24 protein-coding genes and 1 pseudogene are annotated in these 23,814 nt (G+C 64.1%); 8 read left to right on the top strand and 17 right to left on the bottom strand.

The genetic code is table 11. From position 1 onward, the window contains the following. Positions 1 to 67 precede the first annotated feature (67 nt). The 4 genes from AB0E78_RS33565 to AB0E78_RS33580 are packed head-to-tail and all read left to right on the top strand — an operon-like array spanning position 68 to position 8,352. A complete protein-coding gene (locus AB0E78_RS33565) occupies positions 68 to 1,672 on the top strand; it encodes a DUF2397 domain-containing protein (RefSeq protein ID WP_361840718.1) in 1,605 nt (534 codons plus the stop codon). Next, positions 1,669 to 2,853, top strand: a complete 1,185-nt coding sequence (locus AB0E78_RS33570; protein ID WP_361840721.1) for a DUF2398 family protein — start codon at positions 1,669 to 1,671, stop codon at positions 2,851 to 2,853. The genes AB0E78_RS33565 and AB0E78_RS33570 overlap by 4 nt, the downstream gene beginning before the upstream one ends. Beyond that, entirely contained in the window at positions 2,850 to 7,169 is a 4,320-nt protein-coding gene (locus AB0E78_RS33575; RefSeq protein ID WP_361840724.1) for a TIGR02680 family protein, read from the top strand. Before AB0E78_RS33570 ends, AB0E78_RS33575 begins: the two co-directional genes overlap by 4 nt. Beyond that, the gene (locus AB0E78_RS33580; RefSeq protein WP_361840727.1) at positions 7,108 to 8,352 is read left to right on the top strand and encodes a TIGR02679 domain-containing protein; all 1,245 of its coding nucleotides are present in this window, start codon (positions 7,108 to 7,110) and stop codon (positions 8,350 to 8,352) included. Before AB0E78_RS33575 ends, AB0E78_RS33580 begins: the two co-directional genes overlap by 62 nt. 76 nt (positions 8,353 to 8,428) lie before the next feature. Here AB0E78_RS33580 and AB0E78_RS33585 read toward each other — a convergent pair whose 3' ends face one another. Further along, complete coding sequence (locus AB0E78_RS33585; RefSeq protein WP_361840730.1) at positions 8,429 to 9,151, bottom strand: AAA domain-containing protein; 723 nt, start codon at positions 9,149 to 9,151, stop codon at positions 8,429 to 8,431. 508 nt (positions 9,152 to 9,659) lie between these two features. Here AB0E78_RS33585 and AB0E78_RS33590 point away from each other — a divergent pair. Then, a complete protein-coding gene (locus tag AB0E78_RS33590) occupies positions 9,660 to 10,295 on the top strand; it encodes a hypothetical protein (protein ID WP_361840733.1) in 636 nt (211 codons plus the stop codon). Positions 10,296 to 11,359: 1,064 nt separating this feature from the next. Here the strand turns inward: AB0E78_RS33590 and AB0E78_RS33595 are convergent. From AB0E78_RS33595 to fabG, 14 genes are all read right to left on the bottom strand, one after another. Further along, positions 11,360 to 11,626, bottom strand: a complete 267-nt coding sequence (locus tag AB0E78_RS33595) for a hypothetical protein (RefSeq protein WP_361840736.1) — start codon at positions 11,624 to 11,626, stop codon at positions 11,360 to 11,362. Continuing rightward, positions 11,627 to 11,857, bottom strand: a complete 231-nt coding sequence (locus AB0E78_RS33600) for a hypothetical protein (RefSeq protein ID WP_361840739.1) — start codon at positions 11,855 to 11,857, stop codon at positions 11,627 to 11,629. 155 nt (positions 11,858 to 12,012) lie between these two features. Next, positions 12,013 to 12,333 (bottom strand): VRR-NUC domain-containing protein, encoded by a 321-nt coding sequence (locus AB0E78_RS33605; protein ID WP_361840742.1) that lies wholly within the window; start codon positions 12,331 to 12,333, stop codon positions 12,013 to 12,015. After that, positions 12,330 to 12,608, bottom strand: coding sequence for a hypothetical protein (locus AB0E78_RS33610; protein WP_361840744.1), 279 nt, complete (start codon positions 12,606 to 12,608; stop codon positions 12,330 to 12,332). Before AB0E78_RS33610 ends, AB0E78_RS33605 begins: the two co-directional genes overlap by 4 nt. A gap of 203 nt (positions 12,609 to 12,811) precedes the next feature. Further along, entirely contained in the window at positions 12,812 to 13,003 is a 192-nt protein-coding gene (locus tag AB0E78_RS33615) for a hypothetical protein (RefSeq protein ID WP_361840747.1), read from the bottom strand. Between the two features lie 17 nt (positions 13,004 to 13,020). After that, complete coding sequence (locus AB0E78_RS33620) at positions 13,021 to 13,287, bottom strand: hypothetical protein (protein WP_361840750.1); 267 nt, start codon at positions 13,285 to 13,287, stop codon at positions 13,021 to 13,023. Positions 13,288 to 13,321: 34 nt separating this feature from the next. Beyond that, positions 13,322 to 13,564 carry a hypothetical protein gene (locus AB0E78_RS33625; RefSeq protein WP_361840752.1) on the bottom strand — a complete coding sequence of 81 codons (243 nt, stop codon included), beginning with the start codon at positions 13,562 to 13,564 and terminating at the stop codon, positions 13,322 to 13,324. A gap of 57 nt (positions 13,565 to 13,621) precedes the next feature. After that, positions 13,622 to 13,798 (bottom strand): hypothetical protein, encoded by a 177-nt coding sequence (locus AB0E78_RS33630; protein WP_361840755.1) that lies wholly within the window; start codon positions 13,796 to 13,798, stop codon positions 13,622 to 13,624. A gap of 243 nt (positions 13,799 to 14,041) precedes the next feature. Beyond that, a complete protein-coding gene (locus AB0E78_RS33635; RefSeq protein WP_361840757.1) occupies positions 14,042 to 14,332 on the bottom strand; it encodes a hypothetical protein in 291 nt (96 codons plus the stop codon). 39 nt (positions 14,333 to 14,371) lie between these two features. Beyond that, on the bottom strand, positions 14,372 to 14,725 hold the full coding sequence (locus AB0E78_RS33640; RefSeq protein ID WP_361840760.1) for a hypothetical protein: 354 nt from the start codon (positions 14,723 to 14,725) through the stop codon (positions 14,372 to 14,374). A gap of 33 nt (positions 14,726 to 14,758) precedes the next feature. Then, positions 14,759 to 14,983, bottom strand: a complete 225-nt coding sequence (locus AB0E78_RS33645; protein WP_361840762.1) for a hypothetical protein — start codon at positions 14,981 to 14,983, stop codon at positions 14,759 to 14,761. Continuing rightward, complete coding sequence (locus tag AB0E78_RS33650; protein WP_361840765.1) at positions 14,980 to 15,306, bottom strand: hypothetical protein; 327 nt, start codon at positions 15,304 to 15,306, stop codon at positions 14,980 to 14,982. Before AB0E78_RS33650 ends, AB0E78_RS33645 begins: the two co-directional genes overlap by 4 nt. 123 nt (positions 15,307 to 15,429) lie before the next feature. Beyond that, positions 15,430 to 16,392, bottom strand: a complete 963-nt coding sequence (locus AB0E78_RS33655; protein WP_361840767.1) for a ParB/RepB/Spo0J family partition protein — start codon at positions 16,390 to 16,392, stop codon at positions 15,430 to 15,432. Between the two features lie 644 nt (positions 16,393 to 17,036). After that, positions 17,037 to 17,768: a 3-oxoacyl-ACP reductase FabG gene (gene fabG, locus AB0E78_RS33660; protein ID WP_361840769.1), complete on the bottom strand. Its 732-nt coding sequence runs from the start codon at positions 17,766 to 17,768 to the stop codon at positions 17,037 to 17,039. Between the two features lie 347 nt (positions 17,769 to 18,115). Between fabG and AB0E78_RS33665 the strand changes: the two genes are divergently transcribed. The 3 genes and pseudogenes from AB0E78_RS33665 to AB0E78_RS33675 form a co-directional block, all read left to right on the top strand. Then, on the top strand, positions 18,116 to 18,904 hold the full coding sequence (locus tag AB0E78_RS33665; RefSeq protein ID WP_361840772.1) for a helix-turn-helix domain-containing protein: 789 nt from the start codon (positions 18,116 to 18,118) through the stop codon (positions 18,902 to 18,904). A 408-nt stretch (positions 18,905 to 19,312) separates the two neighbouring features. Next, positions 19,313 to 19,546 (top strand): hypothetical protein, encoded by a 234-nt coding sequence (locus tag AB0E78_RS33670; protein ID WP_361840775.1) that lies wholly within the window; start codon positions 19,313 to 19,315, stop codon positions 19,544 to 19,546. Between the two features lie 145 nt (positions 19,547 to 19,691). After that, positions 19,692 to 20,029: pseudogene (locus AB0E78_RS33675) on the top strand (transposase); the annotation flags it as partial. A 216-nt stretch (positions 20,030 to 20,245) separates the two neighbouring features. On the opposite strand, the gene AB0E78_RS33680 reads toward AB0E78_RS33675, so the two are convergent. Beyond that, positions 20,246 to 20,800, bottom strand: a complete 555-nt coding sequence (locus tag AB0E78_RS33680) for an SMI1/KNR4 family protein (RefSeq protein ID WP_361840777.1) — start codon at positions 20,798 to 20,800, stop codon at positions 20,246 to 20,248. Between the two features lie 254 nt (positions 20,801 to 21,054). Further along, positions 21,055 to 23,580, bottom strand: a complete 2,526-nt coding sequence (locus AB0E78_RS33685) for a DUF4185 domain-containing protein (protein WP_361840780.1) — start codon at positions 23,578 to 23,580, stop codon at positions 21,055 to 21,057. Between the last annotated feature and the right edge of the window lie 234 nt (positions 23,581 to 23,814).

Consider the following 23,814-nt stretch of genomic DNA (forward strand, 5'->3'; position numbering starts at 1 on the left):
GGATTGTCAGTGCCCGAAGCTACGGTCCTTGGGTAGCGCAATGAGGTGCTGCGGGGAGGGATCGCCGGTGGATGAGCGAGCGACAAAGAGCGCAAATCCGAACGTTCGCGCGAATGCGTTGCCGCGGCAGCGCGGTGGGCATGCTGGATCAGCGACGGAGGTTGATGCGTGGGCCCTTGCGGGGCTGCCCGGGCGGATTCGCTTCGCCTCCTATTTGACTGTCCGAAATTCTGCCCCGTATCGACTGATTGTCGATGTGCTCCTGGAAGGTCAGGCGCGATCCCTCACGGGAGTTGCTCGGGTAGATCTGCCGCGGCTGCTGCGTGAGCACGCAGCTGAGCAGTATGGATACGGGGTTGCGGAGGATCTGCTTCGAGAGGACGCCCTTGAACTCGACCAGAAGATGGTGCAGTTGTTCAAGTGGGGGACCGTCGAGAGCTGGCAAGACCGCGCCGAACTTGAGACGGACTTCCTCCGGAACCGCGAGCGGTACCAACTCACCCAACAAGCCGCAGAGTTGCATCGATTTGTCGTAGCCCAAGAGCGGGCACAGCGAGACACCTCGACATCAGCCCTCCTGGGGCCCGCGTTGATCGCCAAGCATGTCGAGGAGTTCTGCAGTGCGGCACTCGCGCGAGATCACGAGACAGCGGACACAGCCTGGGCGCAGGTTCAGCTGACTCTGAGCGACATGCAGCGGGCTGCTCATCGCTGGCAGTCATCGATGGCTCACGGCTTGAGCGGAGCCCCCACCGCAGACAAGATCGAATCCCTCACCACCCTGCTGCGCAACTACGTCGATGTATGGGGAGCGAGCGTTGACCTACATACGCCGGCTATCGGGGCTCTCGCCCTGCGGGTAGCAGAGCTCGACGCCGATACCTGGCGAGCGATCGCTCTCCATCGCCTTGGGGCAGAAGTGCCTGATGGTGTTCTCGCAGATGCAGTCCACGAGCTGACGGACGCGGCAGCGACGCTCAGAGCTTGGTTCTGCGGCCGAGACAACGAGTCACGACGTCTTCGGCGTCAGGTCAGAGACGCCGTACCGGACGTACTGCGCAGCCACAGAACGCTCCTTTCCGTGGGTGGAGCAGTAAGCCGGCGAGCAGAAGTACTGGCCCTGGCAGGGGAGTTGGAGCGAGCTGAGGACGACCACGCGGCTTGGAACATCTGGCGCAGGGCAACGGGCCTCTACCGGCCCGTCCACCTGATCCTCAATGCTCCGGATGCCGCGCCCGCTGGTTCATCGTTCTGGGACGCTCCCCCCGCCGCAGTAGACCGTCGATTGCGCGCGCGGGGCCACCAAGCGTTGAAAGGCACCCCAGGGCGGATTCCCGACCTTTCCCAAGCACGCGCCGTAGCCCGGAGCAAGGCAGCCCAGGCCCGCCGAGAGCTCGCCGAAGCGGAAGAAGGAATCCTGCGCCGAACCGGACAGCCGCTGAGTACCTGGGGCGAACTCACGGATGCGGAAGGGGCCTTGCTCTGGGAAATGCTGTCCACCGCGAGGTCAGGCACGAGACATCCGGATGGATCACGCAGCGCATCCACCGAAGACGCGCGGTGGCAGATCCGAATGGTTCCAGCCCCCCAAGCCACGTCGTCCGCCACCATCCAGCTTCCCGAAGGAGTCGTCGTGCTCGATGACGTGACCTTGGAGTTTCAACGAGGATGAAGGCGCTCACCGTCAACAAGAGGTTCGAGGAGCAAAGCGCCTTCGTCGGACTCCTGACCAAGCCGCTGGTAACTACGGCCAACGACAGCAAACTCCACCGGCTTGTCATGCGCCACCAGCGGCAGCTCACGGAGTGGTTCCGCAGACTCGGATACCGGCTCATCATCGCCGGGCAGATCATCCGGCTTCACCGTACGCCGCATGCCGGAACGATCGCCGTCCCCTACACCTCGCAGCCCCCCAAGCGACGAGAGCTCGTACTCACTCTCCTGGCCGCCGCTGCATGCGAAGAGCGGGACACCACCACCACCTTGCAGGCCATTTCGGACCAGGTCCGCGTGATCACCAGCCTCGAGACGAGTCCGGTAACCGCCTACGACCCCGAGCAAGGCCCTGAACGTTCCACGCTGCTCCTCGCGGTCCGCCGCCTGGAGTCACACGGAGTCCTCGTCCGCCGCACACGCGACGAAGAAATGCTGCGTGCCTGGGAAGCCGCGCGTACCGGTATCGGAGCCGGATACGACATAGATCGTGCCGCGCTCCTTCAGTTTCTTGACCCCCACACCGTGGCCCTGGCCCTGTCGGCATCAGCAGAAGCCGAGCAGGAGCTCTTTGCGGCAACCCGTTGGTCGCGCATGCTGCGCCTCCTCATCGAGACACCGGCGCTGCTGTACGCCGACCTCAACGAAGATGACGCCGCGTACGCCACGAGCATGGCCGGGCGCCTGGCCGATGCGGCACGGACCATGACCGGGGGAACCGTTGAAGTGCGCGCCGAGGGCTTGGTGCTGATCCTGCACCCCGACCATGCATGGACCGTAGACGCGACGCTCGACTGGCCCAAGGCAGCCGCAGCTTCATGGGTGGCGCTGAGGATCTGCGATGCCGCAGGCAACATTGGACAGCGAAACGCTGATGGAACCGTCTGGCTGAGAGCACACCAAGTCGACGCTCTGGCAGCCGACTTGCACCGCCAACATCACGCCGATCTGACCGACTACTTCAAACAACGCCCTGAACGGATCAGACCAGTCTCCGAAGAAACGCTGCGCGACGCGGGCCTTCTCCACGTCGACGACGACGGCCACTGGACACTGACAGCCGCAGCCGGCAGGTACAGGGCCCCGGAGCCCGCAGCGAGCTGGAACAGCTCAACGTCCCTCACGGAGGACTCAGAGTGAACAACACCACCCAGGCTGCCGGCTTCGAATTCCGCGGAGCCACCAGTGAAGCTCTATCCCCCGAGCAACTGCTGAGCTGGCGTGAAGCGGCAGTATCCGGAGGGCTTCCAGAACCCACACGCACCGACCGGTGGCAGCAGCTGCGCGCCGGTGTCGTCAACATGTGGGAGTTCGAGGTAGCAGAGTTCTGGGCCAGTGACGGGCGAGCCCAGCTGATGGGGCGCAACGAGACCGGCAAGTCGACGCTGATGACCCTCACCACGTTGATCATGCTTGCCGGAAACACGGGGCCGCACCTCATCGACACCCTCGGGGACGGCAAGAAACGCTTCCGGTACTACGTGGAGCCGACTGATTCCGACAAGGATCGACGTGACGCATCCAAGTCGGTGAGCCGGGGATGGATCTGGGTTGAGTACGGCCGCACGACGCCCGCAGGTCCCGAGTACGTCACAGCTCTCCTCTACACAGAGGCCAAGCGTGCCAAATCGGGCCGACCATCACTGACTTGGGCAGTATGTGAAGGGCCTGCCCGCGTCCGCGACGGTATTCTGCTCGTGAAGGGCGCTTCAGTCATCCCCGCGAGCGACCTTGAAGCCACCGACGGATGGCACCGCTGCGAATCGGCGGAGGACTACAAGAGACACCTCGCGCGGCACGTGTTCGACAGCGACGAGACGGCCCTCGACAGCTATGTCCGGATGTTGCGGGTGATCCGAACCCCCAAGCTTGGCGAGCGCCTCGACATGAAGTTCTTGTCCGAGCAACTACGGATGGCCTTTCCGCCCCTGAAGGACCACGAGATTCGTCAGCTCGCCGACGGTTGGGACCAACTAGAGAAGATCACTAACGATCGCGACAGTGCCCAACAAGCCCGGGACGCTCTAAGCGTCTTCAACCGGCGCGCTTGGACGCCTTGGGCCGGAGCGACGGTCCGCCACGCCGCAGACAATGTCGTCGCCGCAAACAGCAGCCTCGATGACATCACCCGCAAGGCGCGCAACGAGGGCAAACGCCATGACACGGCCATCGAGGAGATCAACAAGCTCGATGATGAGTCGGCCACGGAGGAGCGGCAGCGAGACGATCTGCTGACCGAACAGGGTGAGATCCGCCGACTGGACGCCTACACCAATGCTGAAACGGCACAAGAGCGTGCCCGCGCCCTCGCTGAGGATGCCAAGCGCCATGCAGAGGATGCCGCACATCAGGAAGAGCAGGCGAACAGCACCAGGGGCTCCGCTGACCAGCTGCAGGAGGAGGCCCAGCGGCTCAGCGAAGAGGCGCTATCCCACGAGGAGAAGATTCAGGAGGCAGCCGGAGGTGCTGCCCAGCTAGCCCATGAGGCGGGACTCTCCGAAGCCGTCCAGCAATGGATCACTGATGGTGATGACACTCGCGCCCAGGCCTCGTACGAGGCACGTCGCGGCCACCTCGACCACCTGCGTGGATTGCTCAAAGACCTTCAAGGCGCTCAGCACGATGCGGAGGTGAAGGACTCAGCAGTCCGAACCCTCAAAGAGACCGATGATGAAGCAGGGAAGGGCCTGACCTCGGCGATAGAGGACGCAGACACTGAGCGCCAGCGCCTCGTAGATCACATCGGGCAGTGGTCCGTCCGCATCCCAGCCCCACCGTCAGAACAGCACGTCCAGGCATGGACCGAGGTTGCCGGCCGACTCCGCGGGAAGGGCGCTCTCCCTGTCCTTCGACAGTTCATCGACCAGGACTTCCTTGGGCCTCGGCGTGAGCAGCTCATGGAGACGAAGAACAGGGCCGAAGCGACAGTCCAAGCCCTCCAAGTACAGGCAGATGAAAAGCAGAAAGAGATCGACCACCTGGAGAACCAGCCTGACGAAGCACCCCCCAGCCCGTACGGCTGGGTGCGACGGGACAGGCCCGCGTTTCCCTCCCACCACGGCGCACCATTGTGGCGACTCCTCGACCCAGCTGATGGAACAGATGCCGCGGAACTCAGCCTCATCGAGGCTGCACTTGCGGCAGCAGGTCTCCTCGATGCGTGGGTGACTCCCGACGGCAGGTGGGAAGCCGCCCGCGACGGGATCGACGCGGTTATGTTCCCCGGGGGTGAGACGGAGGCCAGCACATCGTTGGCCGCCATGCTCACACCCGCCGATGATTCCGGAGCCCTGGCCGAGCCGGTTACGGCCATGCTGTCCTCCATCGCGTGGATCACCGCTGGACCGCCCCCAACGAACGGCTCATACATCGCGGCGGATGGACGTTGGTCCGCTGCAGGCATGGCAGGGCAGTGCAAGGCCCTGGACGAGGGCGCCTGCTATATCGGCATCGCGGCGCGGCAGGCACGCCGCGAACAGCGCATCGCCACGCTCCGCAACGAGCTCCAGGAGCTTGCCGAGCAGATCGACAAGGCGAACACCACCGCCAAAACCGCCCAAGACGGACTATCGCAATTCAGGGTCATCACGGCTGACGCCCCGGACGACTCAACTCTCGTGACGCTGGTCCGTGCCGTCGCTACCGCAGAGAAGCACAAGGATGACACCGCCGGCCGCCTCGCAGCCGAACAGCAGCTTCTCGACGACCTGCACGAGCAGGTTGCTGAAGCACGACGCGCCGCCTCTTCATGGAGAGAAGCGCATCACCTTCCCCAAGCAGACGAGCAGCTCCAACTGCTTCAGCGGCAGCTCGATGCTCTCGGCAGGCGCCTACAGACCTTGAACACAGAACGGCGGGTTCTCCAGGGAGAACGACAGAACGTACGGCACGCAGAAGGCATCGCCGGGCGGGAGGCCGCTCGGGCAAGCGAACAGGAGAACAAGGCGCAGACACTGAGCCAGAAGGCCAAGCAGCTCAAGGTGCAGGCGCGTACGGCCCTGGAGGCGCTCTCGAAGGACGGGCAGGACCTCCTGGCTCGCGTGCAGGAGATCGACAGGCTCCTTGAGGAGCAAAAGCACAAGGCCGAGCTCAGGCAGAGGGCGCGCTCTCAACACGTTGAAGAACGTGTGGGTGCGGAGGCACAGCTCCAATCGATCGAAGAGGAGCGAGCGAAAGCCAAGCAAGTTCGCGAGGACGCCACCGCAGACTGGAAGAGGGTGGTCGACTGTGGTCTGGCCGAAGACTTCGAGATTGGGACGGAACAAACTTCAACAACGTCCGGTGCGTTGGAAGCGGCGCGGGCGGCGCGGGCAGCCATCGACCTTGTGGACTGGCCTGAGCGAGACACCCACGCACAGAACATTCGTATCCAGAGGGCATGGCGCAAGCTCGCTGAAGAAACCACGCAGGTGCGCTCAATCCTGGAAGTAGATGCCGGACGCACCGTGCGCATCATCGAGTCCGACAACCCCGATGAACTGCCAATGGTCGAAGTGGTCGTCGATAGCTCGGGCATCGGATACAGCCCACGAGAAGCTCTCATCCGGCTGGCACAGCAGCACGAGGAGCTCCAACGGGGCTACGACCAGGCATGGCACGAAACCCTTGACAAGCTCCTCGGCTCCACATTCATCGAGCACCTGCGCGACCGGCTTGAGACTGTCCACTCGCTAGAAACGACCATCAACCAGACACTCGCGCAGCATCCGACAGGAACCAGCCGGATTACCCTCCGGCTCCGTCGTGCTCCCTTGGAGGAAGACCCCCATGGCGCCGAGGTCCTCGACGCCCTCAGCGGAGAGGCTTTTGACCTCCTACCAACGGAAGCTCAAGACCAGATCCAGTTCTTCCTCCGCAGCCGCGTCGAGGAAGCCCAGCGCAGAGCCAGGGACGAAGGCGAGACGGATTGGCGCGGCCGGCTGACCGAAGTCCTGGACTACCGACGGTGGTTCACCGTCGTCATCGACAGCCGCATCGGCACAGGCCGGTGGACACCACTCGAACGTGATGCACACGGAGAACTCTCCGGAGGCGCCCGCGTCGTAACCCTCATGCTGCCCCTCGTCGCGGCGCTCGCCACGATGTACCAGGGCACCCCAACGGGCCCGCGGCCTTTGTGGCTGGACGAAGCGTTCGATGGCGTCGATGGCCCCAATCGCTCCAGCGTCCTCGGGCTGCTCCACGAATTCGACATGGATTATCTCCTGGCCGGCCCGGGGCCTTTGGTGAACAGCGCATCTGTGCCCAGCGCCGCCATGTACGAGGTCGTTCGAGCACCCCACCCCCTGCCCGGAGCTGACCTCACGCTCATGCTCTGGGCGGCGGGCCGCATGGAGCCCCTCGAGCTCCCAGACCCAGCCCACCTGGCGGCACGTGCGGCGGCAACCTCCGCACATGCTGGCCAAGAGCCGGCCCCAGACCTCTTCTCTGCTGCTGGAGAACTCCGTGACGAATAACGACATCGACGCCTCGCTGTTGGCTTGGGCCAAACTGCCGGGGCCCAGCAAAGTCATCGAGGAAGTGCGGCGGCGGATCGGGCAGAGGGGGATCGTGCGCGGTGAGATCAAGGTGGAACTCACCGAATCGGAGCGTCGTGAAGTCGGGAAACTCCTCGGACTCTCCTGGGTGACGTCTGGCAAAGGCGTCAGTGTTCAGCCACTGGAGAAGGCGCTCGCTGGTCGATCCGCGACGCTCAGGTCGCTCGCCGAAAGTCAGGGAAAGCTAGACGATCTGCGGGCCCTGAAGGCCCAGAAGCAGGCCGAGCGAGAAACTGAGTTCAGTGAATCGCTGCGCAGCCTCACCGCTGCCGGAGTTCCGAACTCGGTGGCTCATTGGTTCTTGAAGCTGAGAGCGCGTCCCAGGGCAGGATCCGGAAGCCTGAAGCACCAAGTGGACGCGGTAGGCGCTGTATGGGCGAAGCTACCAACAGCCGACCAGGGGGCGGTGTCTCTCCCTGTCTTCGCTGCCGCCGTCTTGGATGATCCACACGCGCTGGACAAGGACACCGAACTCGGCAGAGCTATGGCCGTGCTGATCACTGGGTGTGCAGCATTCGAGACGGACGGGGCCGTGGACTTGGCCGATCGTGTTACTCCAGGCACCATCACCGCAGGTGAGAACTGGCGGACAGCCTGGGCAGCACGAGGCATCGCCTGCGACGAGGTCTCAAGTACGGTGCTTTGTCTCAATCTGACGCTCACGGGCACGGCGTCAGCGGTCTCCATCACGGCAGCGGCGGCGACGGTCGGAGAGCCAGTCTGGCTCACCCAACGCTCACTCCGTGGGCCCTGGTCCATGGCGCCAGGGGCGGACGCCGTCTATGTCTGTGAGAACCCCGCGGTCGTCGAGGCAGCGGCCGAGCAATACGGCACCAGCTGCGCTCCCCTTGTCTGTACCTACGGCTGGCCTTCATCAGCGGCGCTAGAGCTGATCACCGGCCTGGAACGATCGGGAGCACAGCTCCATCTCCGGGCTGACGACGACAACGCAGGCCAAAGGATCGTCGCCTTGCTACGGGAGTACGCGCCCGGCAGCCGACTGTGGAGGTACGAGCTGCGGGTGACCGCGGCCAACGACACTGCTCGGGAGTACGAGGAACAGGTTCTGTCAAAGCTTCTTCATGATCTGCGGGGGCAGTGACTCGCGCATGTTACGGACAGGGACGTCTGTTGGCTGCTCACGTCATCACGGCTGCCAGATGTGCGCAGGCACCTCGTCAGCGAGAGTGGAGAAGAATCGCTGGTCGCGCCAGGTATCCAGGTTGCCGATGAGGTCGCTTGGCCCGGCTGACGGCGACGTTGAGGAGGTTGGGGCGGGAGGCAGCCCAAGAGCGGGCGCCTGGACGGCGCGGGTCGCTGCCGAGCACAAGGATCACTACGTCGGCCTCCTTGCCCTGTGTGGTGTGGATGGTGCCGACACGGGAGTCCGGGAGCAGGCCACGACAGGCGCGCTCCGCACCCCGCACCACTGCGCGGAACGCGCTGATGACGTAAACGTCTTGGGCGAGATCGACACTGCCGTCGTCCCGTAGCCTCTCCAAGACGCGACGCAGCGCGCGGCCTTCTTCGGGAATCCAGTGCCCGTCTGCTTCGGCGGCCTCCACGTTCACCCAGCAGCTGCGGGGGCGGTAGCGGTAGTCGCCGCGGTCGGGGGTCCCGTAGACCATGAGGTTGTCGTAGGCGATGGGGTTGCTGATGCCGAACATGGGGTTGTCGCAGCGCCGGTGGACACGGAGCGGGCTGCCGACCCACACCTCTTGGGAGCCGTCGGGGAGTTTAGCGGGCAGCAGGGTGCCGTAGCGGTTGGTTCGGTCGGCGAGTTGCTGAACCGAGGTGCGGCTGGGGGCCCATTCCGCGTTGACGCCCAGCTCGTCGCCCAGGGCCCGCTGTGCGGTCCAAGGCAGGACCATGACCGGTTCGAGCTGGAGGGGGTCACCCACGACGACGGTGCGGCGGCGCGCCACATTCCGCCGACGGCCATCTGCCCGGTGGCCTGTCCGGCTTCGTCGATGAACAACCAGCCAAGCGCCTCCGACCCGAGGCGTCCAAAGACCCGGTCCAGAGAGGCGAACGTGGTGGAGACCGCCTGGCCCGGCAACAACCAGTGCCGGGAAGCCGGTGACATGGTTCTGCACGCGGTGACGCTGTACAACGGAACAGCTCACCTGCGGGCTGATGACCGAGAGTTGTGGACTGGCTTTATCGACACAGTGCAGGAGCACGAGCCGCCTCCTGGGTACTACTCGTACGAGAAACTGGCCAAACTCGTAGCCTCATGGAGGTGATTCCGTCGCGGGTTGCGCTGAGGCGATAGGCGTAGCCTCGGGTCGCTGAACTGGCCCCGCAGAGGGGGATGCTGCGGGGACTCGTGACGGTTAGCGGGCAGAGAGCTTGGGGAGTTCCCAGGTGCTCGACGCGAGAGACGACATCCATGGAGGAGCTGTACCCGTGAACTTCGTTGGAGAGACGATCCGCCTGACCCCGCTGGATTCCCGTCTTCATCTGATCGACCGCGGTCCTCTCGTACTCGGCGACCTGAAGATCGAACTGGCGACCGAGCGTGATTCTCGGCAGCGCGTCTTCGAGCAGTACGCAATCGAGGTCGCGGACGGATGTCCGGAGGAATGGCTGGAGCTGGAGGTGGAGCTCAGCGAGCTGGGGGCAACTGTTCCGGCATCGCAAACGATCAGTGATCTGGTGGTGGCCGCGACCCGCACGTCTCACGCCGGTATCGAGGTATGGGGTTCTGCCGCGCTCAAGGGGATGTGGCCGTACCTGGCGGTCCCATGGGTGGACTTCGAGACCATGGGCGCCTGCGTGGCATCTGGCAGGGACCGGGTGAGCTTCGGGGGGCGTCTCTTCGACAGGGATTGGGGATGGCACTTCGACCCGCCCACTGAATCCAATGGGCTCCAGGTGCCGTTCGTGCCACTCCTCGAAGCCGAAGGAGGCGCCCTGTGGACCACGGGTTTCACCGACGTTCCCCCGCCGGCGGTCACACCGCCCGGCGAATGGCCTGCGTTCGTTGAGCAGTCGGAATGGAAGGGCTACATCCCGGGTCGACCGCCGGTCGGGACGGTCTGACGCCAACGCTGGCCGGTGGGGCCCCCTATGTCGTTCTGTGTGAGTCTCAGGGGCCATCCCTCGTCGGATCATGCCACGTGACCGCGTCCTGCTGCAGACATCGGACTGCTGGTCGGTGATCCTTGATGGCATGGTGCACGAACCCGACACTCTCCCCGACGGACCTATCAAGGCGCCCTCGGCCTCGCCTTTATCCGGTGAGGAGGCGTTCAAAGGCATAGATGCCGCGGTCATGGACTTCTGGCGCTTCGCGATGTCCGACCTTCGGACAAACACCTTGCGTGGCTACCTGGCAGAATTCTTGGTCGCCCGGGCTGTGGGCGCGACCGCGAACCGCGTGGAGTGGGACGCTTACGACGTTCTGACCCCCCGACGGCATCAAGATCGAGGTTAAGGCAGGCGGTTACGTTCAGGCGTGGACACAACCTCAGGCCAGCAAGGACCCCCGGTGGGACGTCCCTCAGATATTGCCCGTTGACCCAGACACCGGAAAGTATCTTCCACCAGAGGCGCGCGGCTTCCAGGCTGACGTCTACGTCTTCGCTGTCCACAGTGTCCGCACACACGACGAGTACGACGCCCTGGATCTCAGGCAGTGGACCTTTCATGTACTCAGCCGGACCCAGCTCGTGGCTCTGCCCCGAGGCAGCAAGGGCCACGCCCTGGCTACGCTGCGACGTGTCCGTGAGGCGTCCGTGCTTGTGGGGTATACGACACTCGCTGAACACATCCGCAAGGCCGCCGAGGCCGGAACGGATCCGTCGGTCTGACACGCCACGCGCGTCACAAGCCAGAGCACCTCACTCTTGCTGTCGCAGATCAACAGCCCCGGAACCCCGCGGCCTTCTCCTCGGTGGCGCTTGTGGCGATCGCCACGCCGTGAGGGCGATCTGGTACTCGACCCTGGCCCTGCGCTTCGTGGCGTCGGGGATCGAAGAGCCCCGAAAGTTCGTCCAAGGCGCCGCGGTTCCTTGGGCACTCGGAGTTGTGGATGCCTGTGTCAGCGCCCGGGCCCGGGCCCCGTTCACCGCATCTGGGCGGAGCCAGTGCTGCGCGGCGAAGAGTTAGCGCCGTGCGGCGCCGTTGAAGCAGGCGTAGACGCTGGCCGTGCCGTCGTCGGCCAGGCGGGCGGTGGCATCGAATGCGCCGGCTGGGCGGAAGGCACTGTGGCGGCCGGTCCGGATGCGGTACGCGAGGTTGGTTGCCCGGTTCAGATTCCCGAGGTCTTCGATGTGCGCCCACTCGCCTGGGCGCTCGCGGAGGGCTTGGGCGGTGTCGTGCGCCTCCTGGCTGCGGGTCGGCGCAGGCAAGGGTTTAAAGAGGGCGTGCATTCAGCGTTCTCCGGCGGTGGACAGGGCGGTCTCGGCGAGTTTCCGGATGCGGGCTGCTGTGTGCCACTGGCTATCGGCAAGGTGTTCGCACAGTTCGTTGGCAAGGCGTGCGACTTTGGCGAAGACCAGCTCGGTGCTGGGGCCCGGCGTGGGGATGCTCTGCTCGCGGTCCGGGACGGTGGGTGCGGCAGGTGCTGTTGTGTGGCCGGCCGTGCGGGCAGAGTGGTTCACGACGGGTTCCCTGGGATGGTCAGCGGTGGTTGCAGCGGCAGGTGTTGGTGATGGGATTGAACCAACTGTCGCAGGAGTTGCACCACGTGGCTCCGGGCATCGGAGGGATCTCGGAGTGCTGCTCGGTGCGGTCGTGCACGGGCCTGTTTCCTTTGTCAGAAGTTGTCGGGGAGCTGGGCGCGGGGACCGTCTGGGGCGAGGACACCCACGATGTGGTCGAGGTCCTTAGGCCGCCACAGTGCGGTTTCGAGTCCGCAGGCGGCGAGGTGTTTGAGCCAGTCGCGCTGAGCGGGGCGTATGCGCCCGGTGTCGGACTTGAATTCGGCAAAGATGGTGCGCTTGGTCCTGGGGTGTCCGTAGACCTCGTCGGGCCATCCGGCGTCACTGCGCTGCGAGTTGTGGGTGTGGTAGCTGAGGGTCCAGCCGCGCAGGGCGGCGAGTTTGCGGACGTGGCGGCGGAACTGTTCCTCGGTCATGCGGCACTCCGGCGTCGGCGGGGTGTGTCGGCTTCGAGGAGGGCTGCACGGTGCGCGGCAGCATCCGGGTCGGGCCGCGGCTGATGCCGTTTGGGCGCGTCGGGGAGTTGAGGGCGGCGGTGGCGTTCCTTGAGGAGCTCGGGCAACGGATGACGGGTCTCCTCCCACAGGATTTCGTGGAGCGGGCGGCCGTACCGCTCTAGGACGAGGGCCTGGTGAAGGGCGTCGTCGTGGCGCGTGAGTTGCATGTCGTCGTAGGTGTTCGTGGCAGGCATGTCTGGTTTCTCCATGGGTTGGCCGGGACCCGCAGGGGGTGCGGGTCCCGGCCGGAGGGGTGGCTCGTATTGGACGAGCCGTTCCGGGCGGGCGGGGCGCGGGGGGTCGCTGCCCGTCCGGAGGTTGGGTGGATGTGCGGGCCGTGCCAGGGCCTGACATCACTCAGAACCTAGCACGAAGATGTGTACTGGCCTATTTTGGGTCAGTCGACGATGGCGAGTTCGTCGGGCTCGTAGGGGAGGGGCTTGGGTGCGCCGGGCCACTGCACCATCACGAGCCTCTTGCCGCTGAAGGGGTCGGTGGCGTGGCCGCGGACTTCTCCGAACGGGCGGAGCATCCCCTTGGGTGTCGGCCGGGCGAGCGTCGCGCCGGTGTGCTGCTTGAAGTCTTCCATGATGCTCTCCTTGCTGTTCAGGTAAGGGAGTTGTGCGCAGTGAGGGTGAGTGCGCGCCCCCACTGTTCGGTGACGGGTTCGTCGAAGATGAAGCCTGAGCCCGGAGCTTCGAGCTCGGTGGCACGCCAGTCTGCGCAGGTGGCGGCCAGCGGGCGTTCGAAGTACTGGACCGCGCCGTCGGGCAGGGTCACGGCCAGGCGGATCGCGCCGCCGGGGCTGATGGTTGTGTTGGTCTTGCTGCCCGTTGACAGGGCTTCCTGAGTGAGTGAGTCGCCGAGGATCACTGAACGCTCCTTTTGGGTATTGGCCTATTTAGGATCAGGTGAGTGCTGCGAAGCCGTCGCAGATGGTGCAGGTGTCGCCCGTGACAGGGTTGGCGCCGTCGGTACATGCGGGGCAGGGCAGGCATCGTCCGGCGCCGTGGCAGGTGTCGCATTCGCGAGTGTTCGCGTACGGCCCGTGTAGGTAGGTGACGGCGCCGCTTCCTTCGCAGTCGTCGCACTCGGGGGCGACGGTGCCGGTCACGGTGACAGCTTCGACGGGCGTGAAGAGGGTCAGCATGGAGGGCTCCTCGGGTCCTGGGCGTGGCGGGTGATCGGGCGGGCTCGGCGGGCGTATCTACCAGTCGCCGCAGGCGGCGCACCAGGGGCCCTTGCAGGTGCGGCAGTGTTCCTGGCGGGCAAGCTCACACTCCCAGCAGACCCCGTAGCCCTTGTCCTGAATCGCCCTGATCCGCTTCTCCTTGGCGGCCAGCTGGGCCCTCTGGCTCGCCGAGTACTTCTCGACGGTGGTCATTGCTGTGATTCCTCGCGGGTGTCGTCGGTGTTGGCGTTCCCCCTTCACCGATTGAGTTAATTCTACTATCCATGATGGGGGTGTCCAGTCCCGGAACGTGATCTCCGGTACATACAACTCGCCTGCGGTGAAACCTGCCTGGGGCTCCACGAGCCACCTGCCTCGTTCACCTACGGGGCGAACAACCCCTCCTGCGCAGGTTCCGTCCGCGCCGTCGCATCACCTTCGAGGTGTGTAGCGGCATCAGAGGTCGCCGTTCCAGTCAAATTGCCGCTGCAGATGGACCGCGTACAGGCCCAGCGCCTGGCGGAACCAGGCGCCGGTGCGCTGCGGCTGCTCGCCGCGGCCGTGCGCTTGGCGGTCGGCGACGGGACGGGCGGACTCCCACGCCGTGTATTGGGCGGGAGAGAGAACAGGTGCGCGGCGACCCGCATAGCGGTCGTCGAGCTCGTCGGTCATCACGCGCAGGCGGGCGAGGTCGTCGCGGTGTTCGGAGAGCAGCTGACGGATTGTGTCGGGGGCGTGGTCGCTCACGGTTGGGTCCTCGTCTTTCTCGTACAGGAGATGTGAGAGTCAGCGGCCGGTCTGCTTCTCGCCGGGATGGAGGATGACGAGAGCGGCGAGGGCGCGGCCGGGCCGGGTGTGGGGGCGCTCCTCGTAGAGCCGTCCCACGATGAACTCCCGTTCCAGGTGGCGCTCGAGGTGGCGGAGCCAGCCTGCGGCCACGGATCCGGCGCTGTACTCGGCCATGTGGGCGTGGTAGTCGGGGACCTTCACGCCGCGCCAAGTCAGAGTCACGGCCGGAATGCCTTCCAGCAGGGTGGGCTGGGCGCGCCAACCCGGGCGGTCCTTGTCCGGTGAGTGGGACCAGATGCGGCGCTGGTGCAGGGCGCTTCGGACGTCGCTGGGCAGCGTTTCGGTGCTCACGTGCACGGACTTGCTCCTTGCGGAATGTGGGTGTCAGAACAGTTCTTCGTGCCCGTCGGCGTCGCCCGGCCGCTCACGGGCCTCCCGGCGTGGGCCGGAGTCGGGGACCGGGTCACCGAAGAGAGCAGCGGTGCCGAACCGGTCAGGTGTGGCGGCAATCCGCGCGGGGCCTGCCGGTACAGGAAGCTGGTTGGGGGCCGCTTCGTCGAAGTCGGTACGGCCCATGCCCATCCAGTCCGTGCCGGCCTCGGTGCTCACGGTGTCGTCTCGGTGGCCGGGGCCGACTGCGTGTCTGCTTGCTGCGTGCCTTTTGCTTCGAGGACGGCGTCTGCCCAGTCGAGAACGAGAGCGGTACCAGCCCGGCCTGCGGCCTCTCCCGGCCGGTGTCCTTCCTCGAGGGCCTTCAAGTAGCGGCCCGCGGTGACCTCCAGGGCACTGGAGGACGTGAATGCCTGCATGAGGCGGTCGATGTTCACACCGTGCGTGTGGTTGAGGGCTCTGGCGGCGAAGGCGACGATCATGCCGACGTCGTTGCCGAGCTGCTCGGCCTGGGCAGGGGTGAGGGGCATGGTGTAGCGCATGACGGAGCTGTCTCCTGTGAGGTAGGTGAATTGAGGGAAGGGCCAGCCGCTGGACGGTGCGTCCGGCCTTTTGCCCTGGGGGCGTGCGGGCGGGTGTGCCCGCGCACCCCAGGGCTGCGGCGTTCAGGCCGCGACGGGCTCGCGCTCCGTCTTGTCCGCCTGCTCGGTGCTGCTGTCGGCTTCGGCCTCGGGGTTGACCGTGACCAGCGACTTGGCCTCGGCGTGTGCCTTGGCTTGCTTGAGCTGGAAGCGGGCCTTCGTTAGCGATTCAGCGACCCGGTCGAGCTGCTCCAGGCGTGCCCCGACCTGCGTTTCGAGGGTCTCGGCGAGCTTTAGCGGCTCGGTGCGGGCGATCTCGTCCAACAGCCCGCGCACCTGCTCGATCTTGTCGAGCGTGCTGCGGGTCTTCTTCTGCGCGGTGGCGCGCTCGGTGCGCTGTTCCTCGGTCATCTCCTCGACGACCATGAGGACGGCCTGGTCCTGCTGCTGTTTCATCGCGTAGGCGAAGTGCACGATCTCGTTGTCCGAGGCGAACTCGCCGCGCACGAACTTGCTCAGGACGGAGCCCTGGTTGGCGAGGTTGAGCGCGGCGATCTGCACAGCGGCCTGCGTGCCTATCTTCCCGTCCTGTACGAGCTGCTGGACCTCGATGCGCAGGTCCAGCAGGGCGAGGCGCAGCTTCACGTAGGTGGTGGTCTTGGCGAAGTCGGCCGCTACGGACTCGATGGTCGCGTCCTCCTCCTCGTCGAGGATGCGCTGGTAGCCGTGGGCTTCCTCGAAGGGGGTCATGTCCTCGCGGGTGACGTTCTCGCTCATGGACCGCTTGAACCGCTGGAGTTCGTTCTTCTCCGAGGTGATGGTGACGCGGATCTTGGTGCGGCCGAGGATCTGGTGGGCGCGCCAGCGGCGCTCGCCGGCGACGATCTCGTAGCCGCCCTTGGCGTTGTCGGGGCGGACCTCGATGGCCTGCATGAGGCCGTAGTTGTCGATGGACTTGGCCAGCTCGTTCAGCGCGTCCTGGTCGAAGTGCTCGCGCGGCTGGCGCGGGTTGCGGTGGACCTGGGACATCTTGAGGACGCGGTGCATGTCGGGCTCCAAGTGGTGCTGGTGAGGTTTCTTTCTCCCTCACCTCTTGAGTTAATTCTACTATGTATGGAGGGGGTGTCCACTCACGGAACCCCCCGCCAACGTGAACTCGACCACGCTCCTCTACGCGGGTGTTGACGTGCGAAGACGCCGGTGGGCGCCGAGATGTTCTCGGCGCCCACCGGCGTCACCTGTCTACTGGTCGTCCACTCGCTCGCGCCACGCACGTACCCGTACAGGCGCACTCGCCTCCGGGGTCGAGAAGCAACCGCCGCGGATCGGGCATCTCCCACACACCCGCGCCGCGTCGCGGCCATCCTCCGGCACTTGGGCCTCCGTGCTGTGCGCGCTTGTTACGCACCGTGCCGCCGACCAAGCCACCGGACCCGTCGGCGCAGTGGATCCCTTCCCGCCCCCGATCAGCGCCACCATCCGCTCCGCATCACGTCCCCGGCCTGCGCCCACGCGGGCCGGCTCCCGGACCAGCGCCAGGATCCGCTCAGCGTCGATCACTCCCGCCCCCTCGCCCCGGCACAACATGGACAGGCCGCCGCTCTTCATCCGCGGTGCAGCTGCTCGCGCTCGCTGCACCGCCGCCTTCCCCCGCAGCCCCAAGAGGGCTGCCGCAGCATCCGATCACCGTCTCAGTGCCCCATACCCGCCCCGCCGTCCACGGGGATGACCGCGCCCGTCACATAGGAGCCGTCCTCAATGAGGAAGCGCACCGCGCGCGCGATCTCCTGCGGCTGCCCCAGGCGGCCGAGTGGGATCTGCCCGAGCAGGCCCTTGATGCGCTCCTCGGGCAGAGCGGCGGCCATGTCGGTCGCGGTCAGCCCCGGCGCGACGATGTTGGCCGTGATGTTCCGCGAGCCGTACTCACGGGCGACCGACCGGGCAAGCCCGATCAACCCTGCCTTGGACGCCGCGTAGTTGGTCTGCCCGGCCTCGCCGTGCATCGCCGTCGCCGACGAAATGAACACCATGCGGCCGCTCTTGGCGCGCAGCATGCCCGGAAGGGCGCGTTTGGCCACCCGGTAGGCAGCGGTCAGGTTCGCGTCCAGGACCGCGGTGAAGTCGTCCTCGCTCATACGGGCCAGGAGCCCGTCGCGGGTGATGCCCGCATTGGAGACGAGAGCGGTGATGGGGCCGTGCTCCGCCTCGGCCTGCTTGAAGGCGGCATCGACGTGCCCGGCGTCCGTCACGTCGCAGCGAACAGCTAGGAAACGGCCGCCGCAGTGCTCTTGGCCCGGCTGATAGGAGTTCGCGGGCGGCTCCCCGGAGCGATAGGTGACAGTCACGCTGAAGCCGGCCTCGGCAAGCTCCTGGGCTATGGCATACCCGATGCCTCGGTTGCCGCCGGTGATGAAAACGCTCATGTCTGGACACCTCTTGGATCGTCGATGATGCGGCGTCCGCTCGCGGCGGCCTGCCGAGGTGGGGGAGGCGCAGCGTGGCGGACTGCTGCCGTAAGGAGATGGCCCTGGGCAGCGGTGCCACACCTTGCCCCGTTTCAGTGCTGTTAGGCCGGTTCTGGGGGTGTCGGTACCAGCAGTACCGGCACTGCTGGTGCGGGTTATTGAGCGCCCCGTGGGTAGTTATGCCCGAAAAGATCCAGGCATGGGTGGTGTGACGGTTAGTCACCCCCAAGTCAGACAAAGATATAAACTGCGTTAAGGTCTCCTGATACTTTTACTTTTCTTTACTCAGGGGAGTCTTGCCTTTTATGTGCAACCTGCCGCCGATCACTCGGATGCTCAGGACCTGGCGCGAAGAGCGCGACCCGCACGCCGTGCCCGGATTCACCGCCCGCTACGGCTCCCGCCACCGCAAGGGCCTCACGCAAAGAGGCCTGGCAGAGCTGACCGGCGTGACCGAAGGCTGGTACGGCAGGCTGGAGCGCGGCGTACTCGACCACGTCGGTGACGAGTTCCTGGAGAGGATCGTTCGCGTCCTCGGCCTGGACAGTGCGCAGCGCGCACACCTGTGGCTGGAGGCCAACGGCAGCGAGCCACCGCCGCTCCCACGCGCGGACGCCAGCACCATCGACCCGGTAGGCGCGGCCATAGTCCACAGCCAGAAGTACCCCGCCTACACCTTCGACCACTGCTGGGACGTACGTGTCTTCAACGAGGCCGCGGCCCGCGACTACCCGTGGATGATGCACGGCATCAACGTCATGATTTGGGCGCTCACCTTCCCCGAAGCGCGCCTGCAGCTCATCGACTGGGAGGAGACCTGGGCCAAGCCCATGGCCTCACAGCTGCGCCTTGCCCACAAAGCGAACCCGAACGACGTACGCCTCAACGAGGTCTGCGATCACATCAGGCAGGCCGATCCGGTCGCCCGCAGAATCCTCGACGACGACGTCACCACGGTCGCCCACCCGGATGGAGACAGGCGACGCCTCTACCTGCCACACCAGCATGAGGAGACCGAGGTCGAGTTCGTGGCGCTGGCCCGACTGCGCGACAACACCCGACTCATGATCGTTGCACCGGGCGACATCGTCTAGACGTGGACCCAACTTGTTCTTTGTCTACGGGTGCGGGCCGGTGCTGACACCGGCCGGTCGATGTTGGGTTGCTGGGCAGTCCGGCGATCGGGAGACTCCCGCTCATGCCTACGACCGCACGTGATCTGACGCTGAAACACTTCCGATGGGTCGGCGTGCACGCCGATGTGTGGGCGATCTTCCGGGACGCCAAGGCACTGGCCGCAGTGGTCGCAGGGCTGGTGGAACCGTTCCGGGACGAGGGGGTCACAAGCAGTCTGTGGGATCGAGTCGCGGGGATTCCTCCTGGGCGGTGCAGCAGCAGTCGAGCCCGGCATCGGATTCGTTCCTGTTCGGAGGAGTGAAGGCCTCTTCCCGGGCGACCAAGTGGTGCGCCAGTCGGCTCCCGATTACCGGCGCAGTCGCCACATGCTGCGCCTCCAGCGGTCCGCGCTGGGGCCGGCGAACCGGGTCCTCTTGATCGATGACTGGATCGAGACCGGAAACCAGGCTGCGGCAGTCAGGGGCATGGCCGAGGAATGCAGGGCCACCTGGGTGGGGTGCGGCGGCATCGTTGATCAGCTCACCACGTTGCCGAAGAGCGCACTCGGCACCGTTCGAGGGCTGCTGGATGCGCAGGAACTCCCGCCGTCCGAGACCTGAGTTCAGTCCGCACTTCGCACGAGTCCGAACTTGAGGAAACCTTGCGCAGTTCAATGGGTTATGGGGGCAGGCTCCGTCTGATCTTGTGCCACGGCCAGGATGCACGTGACTGCGACGAAGGCCGTGATGGTATGGCTGTTGGCTGATGCTGTCCGGGTGGGGGGCGTTCGCGAACGCCTCAGGTTTCCGCAGAAAGTTCTATGTGTGTCTGACCGCCCGTCCGGACGAACTATTCGAACTGGCTGACGCGATGCTGTGCGTCGACGGGTCGCTAGTCTCGCCAGTGGATCTGACGCTGGTGCCCGAACATCGGCGTGGGCACGGCGCGTTGTACGGAGCTCTCAACCATGGCCGAATCGACGTCGAGCGGTTGCGTATCGTGCTGGCCGGGCTGCCATTGCCCCGTTTCGAGGGCGCCTGGTGCTGGTGGTCGACGTGTCGCCGTGGTTGCGTTCGGACGCCCCATGCTCGGCGGAGCGGCTTTGCCTAGTAGGTACGGAGTGCTCTGATGTGGTGGACGGCCTCGGGGCGCGGAGTGTGAAGCTGCGCGCTTCGGAGCCTCATGCGGAATCACAGGTACGGCGCTCTGGACGGTTGCCTGCGCCAAGGGCTGACGCCGGCTAAGGCGCCAATCTTTAGCCAACCGCTAACTCTGCTGTTTCCGAGCGCGCGGCGATGGAGTGCCCGGTCCGGAGCGCATCACTCCATCTCCCATTCCAACTCCCTGTCGACAACGACTGGCCGGAAATCATCAAGGACTTCCATCGCTGCTAGGGCGCCTGCTGCTTTCTCAAGCAGATCAGACATACAAGAGCCCATAACGCCTTCAGCGAAGTCAAGGTCTCCGAGCTCATTGCGAAACCCAACCCGAGGCTGCGCCCCCCCTAGTTGACCGAGGACGTAGTGGGAGCCACCGCCATCTCCAGATATAGGAATCCATTCTGGTGACTGCGTGTTCACGTACGTATCTGTATAGGGGTCGCGAGAAATCTGGACCGCCAACAAGAAATCTGCTGCAATAAGTTCGGCGCTCAACAGCGTATGCCCTGGCAAGATTTCAACGTCTCCACTTCCGTTATGGCATCGCAAAGAGGCGTAGAGCTCCGAAGGGAACGCCACCCCTATCTGCTGCTCAGCAGAGGCGATTTGCTCGTGAGTCGCTGGCCGCGGAAGAGCAGCAAAGGTAACAGGAGCCTGTTCGGCCAGCCATGTGTCGATGCGACTCCATGCCTGAATAATCCGCGATGAAGACATGGGCCTCATGATTCCACTCCATGAGTAGCTGTGTACACCGTTCTGCCGGGCGAGCAGCGGCGCGCTTGCTTGCCAAGCCTGCTGTGTCAGTCATTGCCGATGGGGCGCACCGCAGCCGCAGCCGCCTGTTATCGATGACATTTAAGTATGCAGTCTATAACGCTTTATGCGGCGAAACGGCCGAATGTGTGTGATGTCTGACCTTCGGAGAGGTGGGAGTCAGACACCACACACAGACGGCTTGGGCCGGGCCCTTAGGGGCAGGGACGTCCGGGTGGCATCGCCAGCACCCCGGCCCGCGGCTGGCGTTCTGGCCTGCATTGCGCCACAGGAGGAGTCTTTGCCGAGAAGTTGAGCCTTGCGTCCTTCCTCAAGACATTAGAGGAGACCAGCTTGAAGGATACGAAGCGAGGTCTATAGATGGTCGGATCTCGATAGTGCGCACCATCGGGCGTGACGCGGTTGTCGAAATTATTCACGTTATACGACAGAGTCCAGCGGTCTCCAGAGGCCAGGGATGGGTGGACGTGTGCGTTATACGAGAAGCAACGACCGTCCTCCTGTCCGGCGACACAGTCCCCGAATGGTATCGGTCCTGGTTCAGGCATCCGGTAAACCTCGTCATGGCCGTCCCAAGAGCCGAATGGGCCGAATGGGTCGCAGCCGGTCCACATCCGAATTTTTCCACTGAACGCTTGGGTGCTGTCCTGGCTGACAAGGACGAAACTTCCCTTATGAGGCGTCACGCTATACTCATTGGCAATCCCTCGCGTGACGTTGTCACCCTCGGTCTCCCCATACATCCATTGGCTTCTTCCAGTGTTCAGATACTGCCACTTGCTGGCATCAGCGAGATTCGTTCCCTTGACACGGGCCACCCGCATACCCTTGTTGATCTTGGCGTCCTCTACGCCGTAGATGTATGAGTAGCCATCGCCGCTTTGCTCGGCGGACATAACCGCAGCTCCCCATTGGACGCCTGCATCAGCGGGAAGCGGTTCGATCCACTCGGGTTCTGAAAGGCTATTAGGATCGAACGTGGCTACCATCGCCTTTTCGAACCTGAAGTCCCAGTTGCCAGGGCCAAACTTATGCCACTCGTGAAAAATGACTTGCAGGTACTTCTTCCCATCTATTGTCGTAACCTGCCCATCCCCGAGCCAATACCAATGATCCTCTGCGGGAGGTGGCATAATAGCTTTGGGGCTGCTGCTGCTCCCGCCCGTAATGGTAGTCAGATTATCACCAACCTGAGACACGAAGGAGCTGTTGATCAATGGTGCGCTCGTTGGGCGTTTTCCATCGGAATCTAGTGGCCCAATGAAAGTGTCCGAGAATAGCCACAGCCGGCGTCCGTCAGGGAGGGTGACAGAGTACGTAGAGTCACCACCGGTCCACCCATCACGCGTCGTGGACGCGTACTTGTTGAATAGGTCCTCAGGGTAAGCATTCCTTTCTGTCTGCTGAGCCTCCACCATGCTGGAGGACTGGCACTGGCTGTATTGAACGGGAGCGGCAGCACCGCTCGGTTTGTCCGGGCCGTTGTAGTCACCGCCCGAAGCAGTGACTACATGGACAAAGAACCTGTCCTCGTAGAGAATTCGCTGCGTTTTGTAGAAGCCGCCGAGCCTTGCGCCTGCGGTCCGGTTAGGCCCACTCGGCATGGCCTCTACGGCAAAATGGGATGTAGCCTCCCTCACGGCGTCCCCGTAGTAGGACCCTTCCCGTGTCGATTGAAACGGATATTCGTCACAATCCCACGTGCCTCCGCGTGTATATCCCTTGCCGCGATAGAGCTTGCACGCCGCTACCGATTTGGTGTGATTCTTCTTCTTTAGTGACTCAGGTAAGCGAGTCAGAGGATTATTGCTTTTGATGGAGCCAGGGATTTTCTTGACCTTGTCGCGCGGGATCGTATCCATAGGCCGATTCTGCGCTGTCCAGATCAGATCGGCTGACTCTTTGACCGCCGAATCTGCAGTGAGTCTCCATATGGGCACCGCGTCCAGAAAAACGCAGCCGTGGCCGCTCACATCTGCTTCTGAGTCGCAGCGGAACTTCACTCCGGAGATGGTGTCATGAGTGTCATCTCGCACCGGCTGATCTGGCAAACTCAGCATTATGTCGAAGTTATACTTAACCAGGTCTGTACTGTTCGACTGAAAGTCGAACATGGCACTTCCGTGCAATTTCCATGCATCCAGTGAGTCGATTCTCCCATTCGTTGAACTCTGCCCGCAGCCAACCGTGGCATTTATGGGCGAACATAACGCCTCGGCTTTAAGGCGAGCATTTCCGCGCGGGTTTCCGCTCACGACTACGGGATTATCCAACAATAGAAATATCTGCATCTTCCGTTCTGTCGTAGAGCTCCCCTGGTTCCCGAGTCCCAGCAGGGAAACCCGCCACTGCATTACCCCCACCACCTCGCATCTTCCATTAGTGCATTCGATATCCGCTAACTCCATAGTTCTCACCTTGCACCAGGTGAAGTGGTCAAAAAGGATATCGGACAAGCCGGTTTCCTTTACCTTGTCCCAGCAAAATTGCATGCTTCCAGGGGCGGAAGCATCCAATTCACGCGGGGCTTCAGATGCGTATGCGGAGATTTTCCTCCTTTCTTCTTCTGTAAGTCGCGAGTTGCTTGAAAGACCATCCGGTACGGAAATGTCAATCGACTGCTTGCGTGTTGTGTCAGAGTCCGCCATGGCGCTTGGTGAGAAACTGCACAGCAGTAGGACTGACGCCAGTAACATCAAGAGCGCCTGCTTGAGTGACATGTCTCTCCCTTGAGGGGGGTGAATAAATCTGCTGCCAGAAATTGAAGAAGGGTAAGACCAGGGTTGATTGCCCCCTGGTTCGCAAAATGTTGGCCACTATAGAGTTTCTTCAACGCCCGATCAAGGCTTCATGGCGGGAGCATGAGAAATACCTCCCTGGATTTCATCGCACACTATGCCTGCGCTGCAGAGTTGTGCGAGCCCCTTTTTGGCAGGTAGGCCAATGTCAGCCTC

Origin of the sequence: Streptomyces sp. NPDC032198 (assembly GCF_040636975.1) — a bacterium.
Lineage (GTDB): Bacteria > Actinomycetota > Actinomycetes > Streptomycetales > Streptomycetaceae > Streptomyces.

What these genes read in the sequence shown, in the direction of transcription:
- AB0E78_RS33570 (WP_361840721.1), top strand. Translation starts at nt 1,669, where the DNA reads ATGAAGGCGCTCACCGTCAACAAGAGGTTCGAGGAGCAAAGCGCCTTC.
- AB0E78_RS33580 (WP_361840727.1), top strand. Translation starts at nt 7,108, where the DNA reads ATGCTGGCCAAGAGCCGGCCCCAGACCTCTTCTCTGCTGCTGGAGAAC.
- AB0E78_RS33595 (WP_361840736.1), bottom strand. Translation starts at nt 11,626, where the DNA reads ATGCACGCCCTCTTTAAACCCTTGCCTGCGCCGACCCGCAGCCAGGAG.
- AB0E78_RS33605 (WP_361840742.1), bottom strand. Translation starts at nt 12,333, where the DNA reads ATGACCGAGGAACAGTTCCGCCGCCACGTCCGCAAACTCGCCGCCCTG.
- AB0E78_RS33610 (WP_361840744.1), bottom strand. Translation starts at nt 12,608, where the DNA reads ATGCCTGCCACGAACACCTACGACGACATGCAACTCACGCGCCACGAC.
- AB0E78_RS33615 (WP_361840747.1), bottom strand. Translation starts at nt 13,003, where the DNA reads ATGGAAGACTTCAAGCAGCACACCGGCGCGACGCTCGCCCGGCCGACA.
- AB0E78_RS33625 (WP_361840752.1), bottom strand. Translation starts at nt 13,564, where the DNA reads ATGCTGACCCTCTTCACGCCCGTCGAAGCTGTCACCGTGACCGGCACC.
- AB0E78_RS33630 (WP_361840755.1), bottom strand. Translation starts at nt 13,798, where the DNA reads ATGACCACCGTCGAGAAGTACTCGGCGAGCCAGAGGGCCCAGCTGGCC.
- AB0E78_RS33650 (WP_361840765.1), bottom strand. Translation starts at nt 15,306, where the DNA reads ATGCGCTACACCATGCCCCTCACCCCTGCCCAGGCCGAGCAGCTCGGC.
- AB0E78_RS33655 (WP_361840767.1), bottom strand. Translation starts at nt 16,392, where the DNA reads ATGCACCGCGTCCTCAAGATGTCCCAGGTCCACCGCAACCCGCGCCAG.
- fabG (WP_361840769.1), bottom strand. Translation starts at nt 17,768, where the DNA reads ATGAGCGTTTTCATCACCGGCGGCAACCGAGGCATCGGGTATGCCATA.
- AB0E78_RS33665 (WP_361840772.1), top strand. Translation starts at nt 18,116, where the DNA reads ATGTGCAACCTGCCGCCGATCACTCGGATGCTCAGGACCTGGCGCGAA.
- AB0E78_RS33670 (WP_361840775.1), top strand. Translation starts at nt 19,313, where the DNA reads ATGCTGCGCCTCCAGCGGTCCGCGCTGGGGCCGGCGAACCGGGTCCTC.
- AB0E78_RS33680 (WP_361840777.1), bottom strand. Translation starts at nt 20,800, where the DNA reads ATGTCTTCATCGCGGATTATTCAGGCATGGAGTCGCATCGACACATGG.
- AB0E78_RS33685 (WP_361840780.1), bottom strand. Translation starts at nt 23,580, where the DNA reads ATGTCACTCAAGCAGGCGCTCTTGATGTTACTGGCGTCAGTCCTACTG.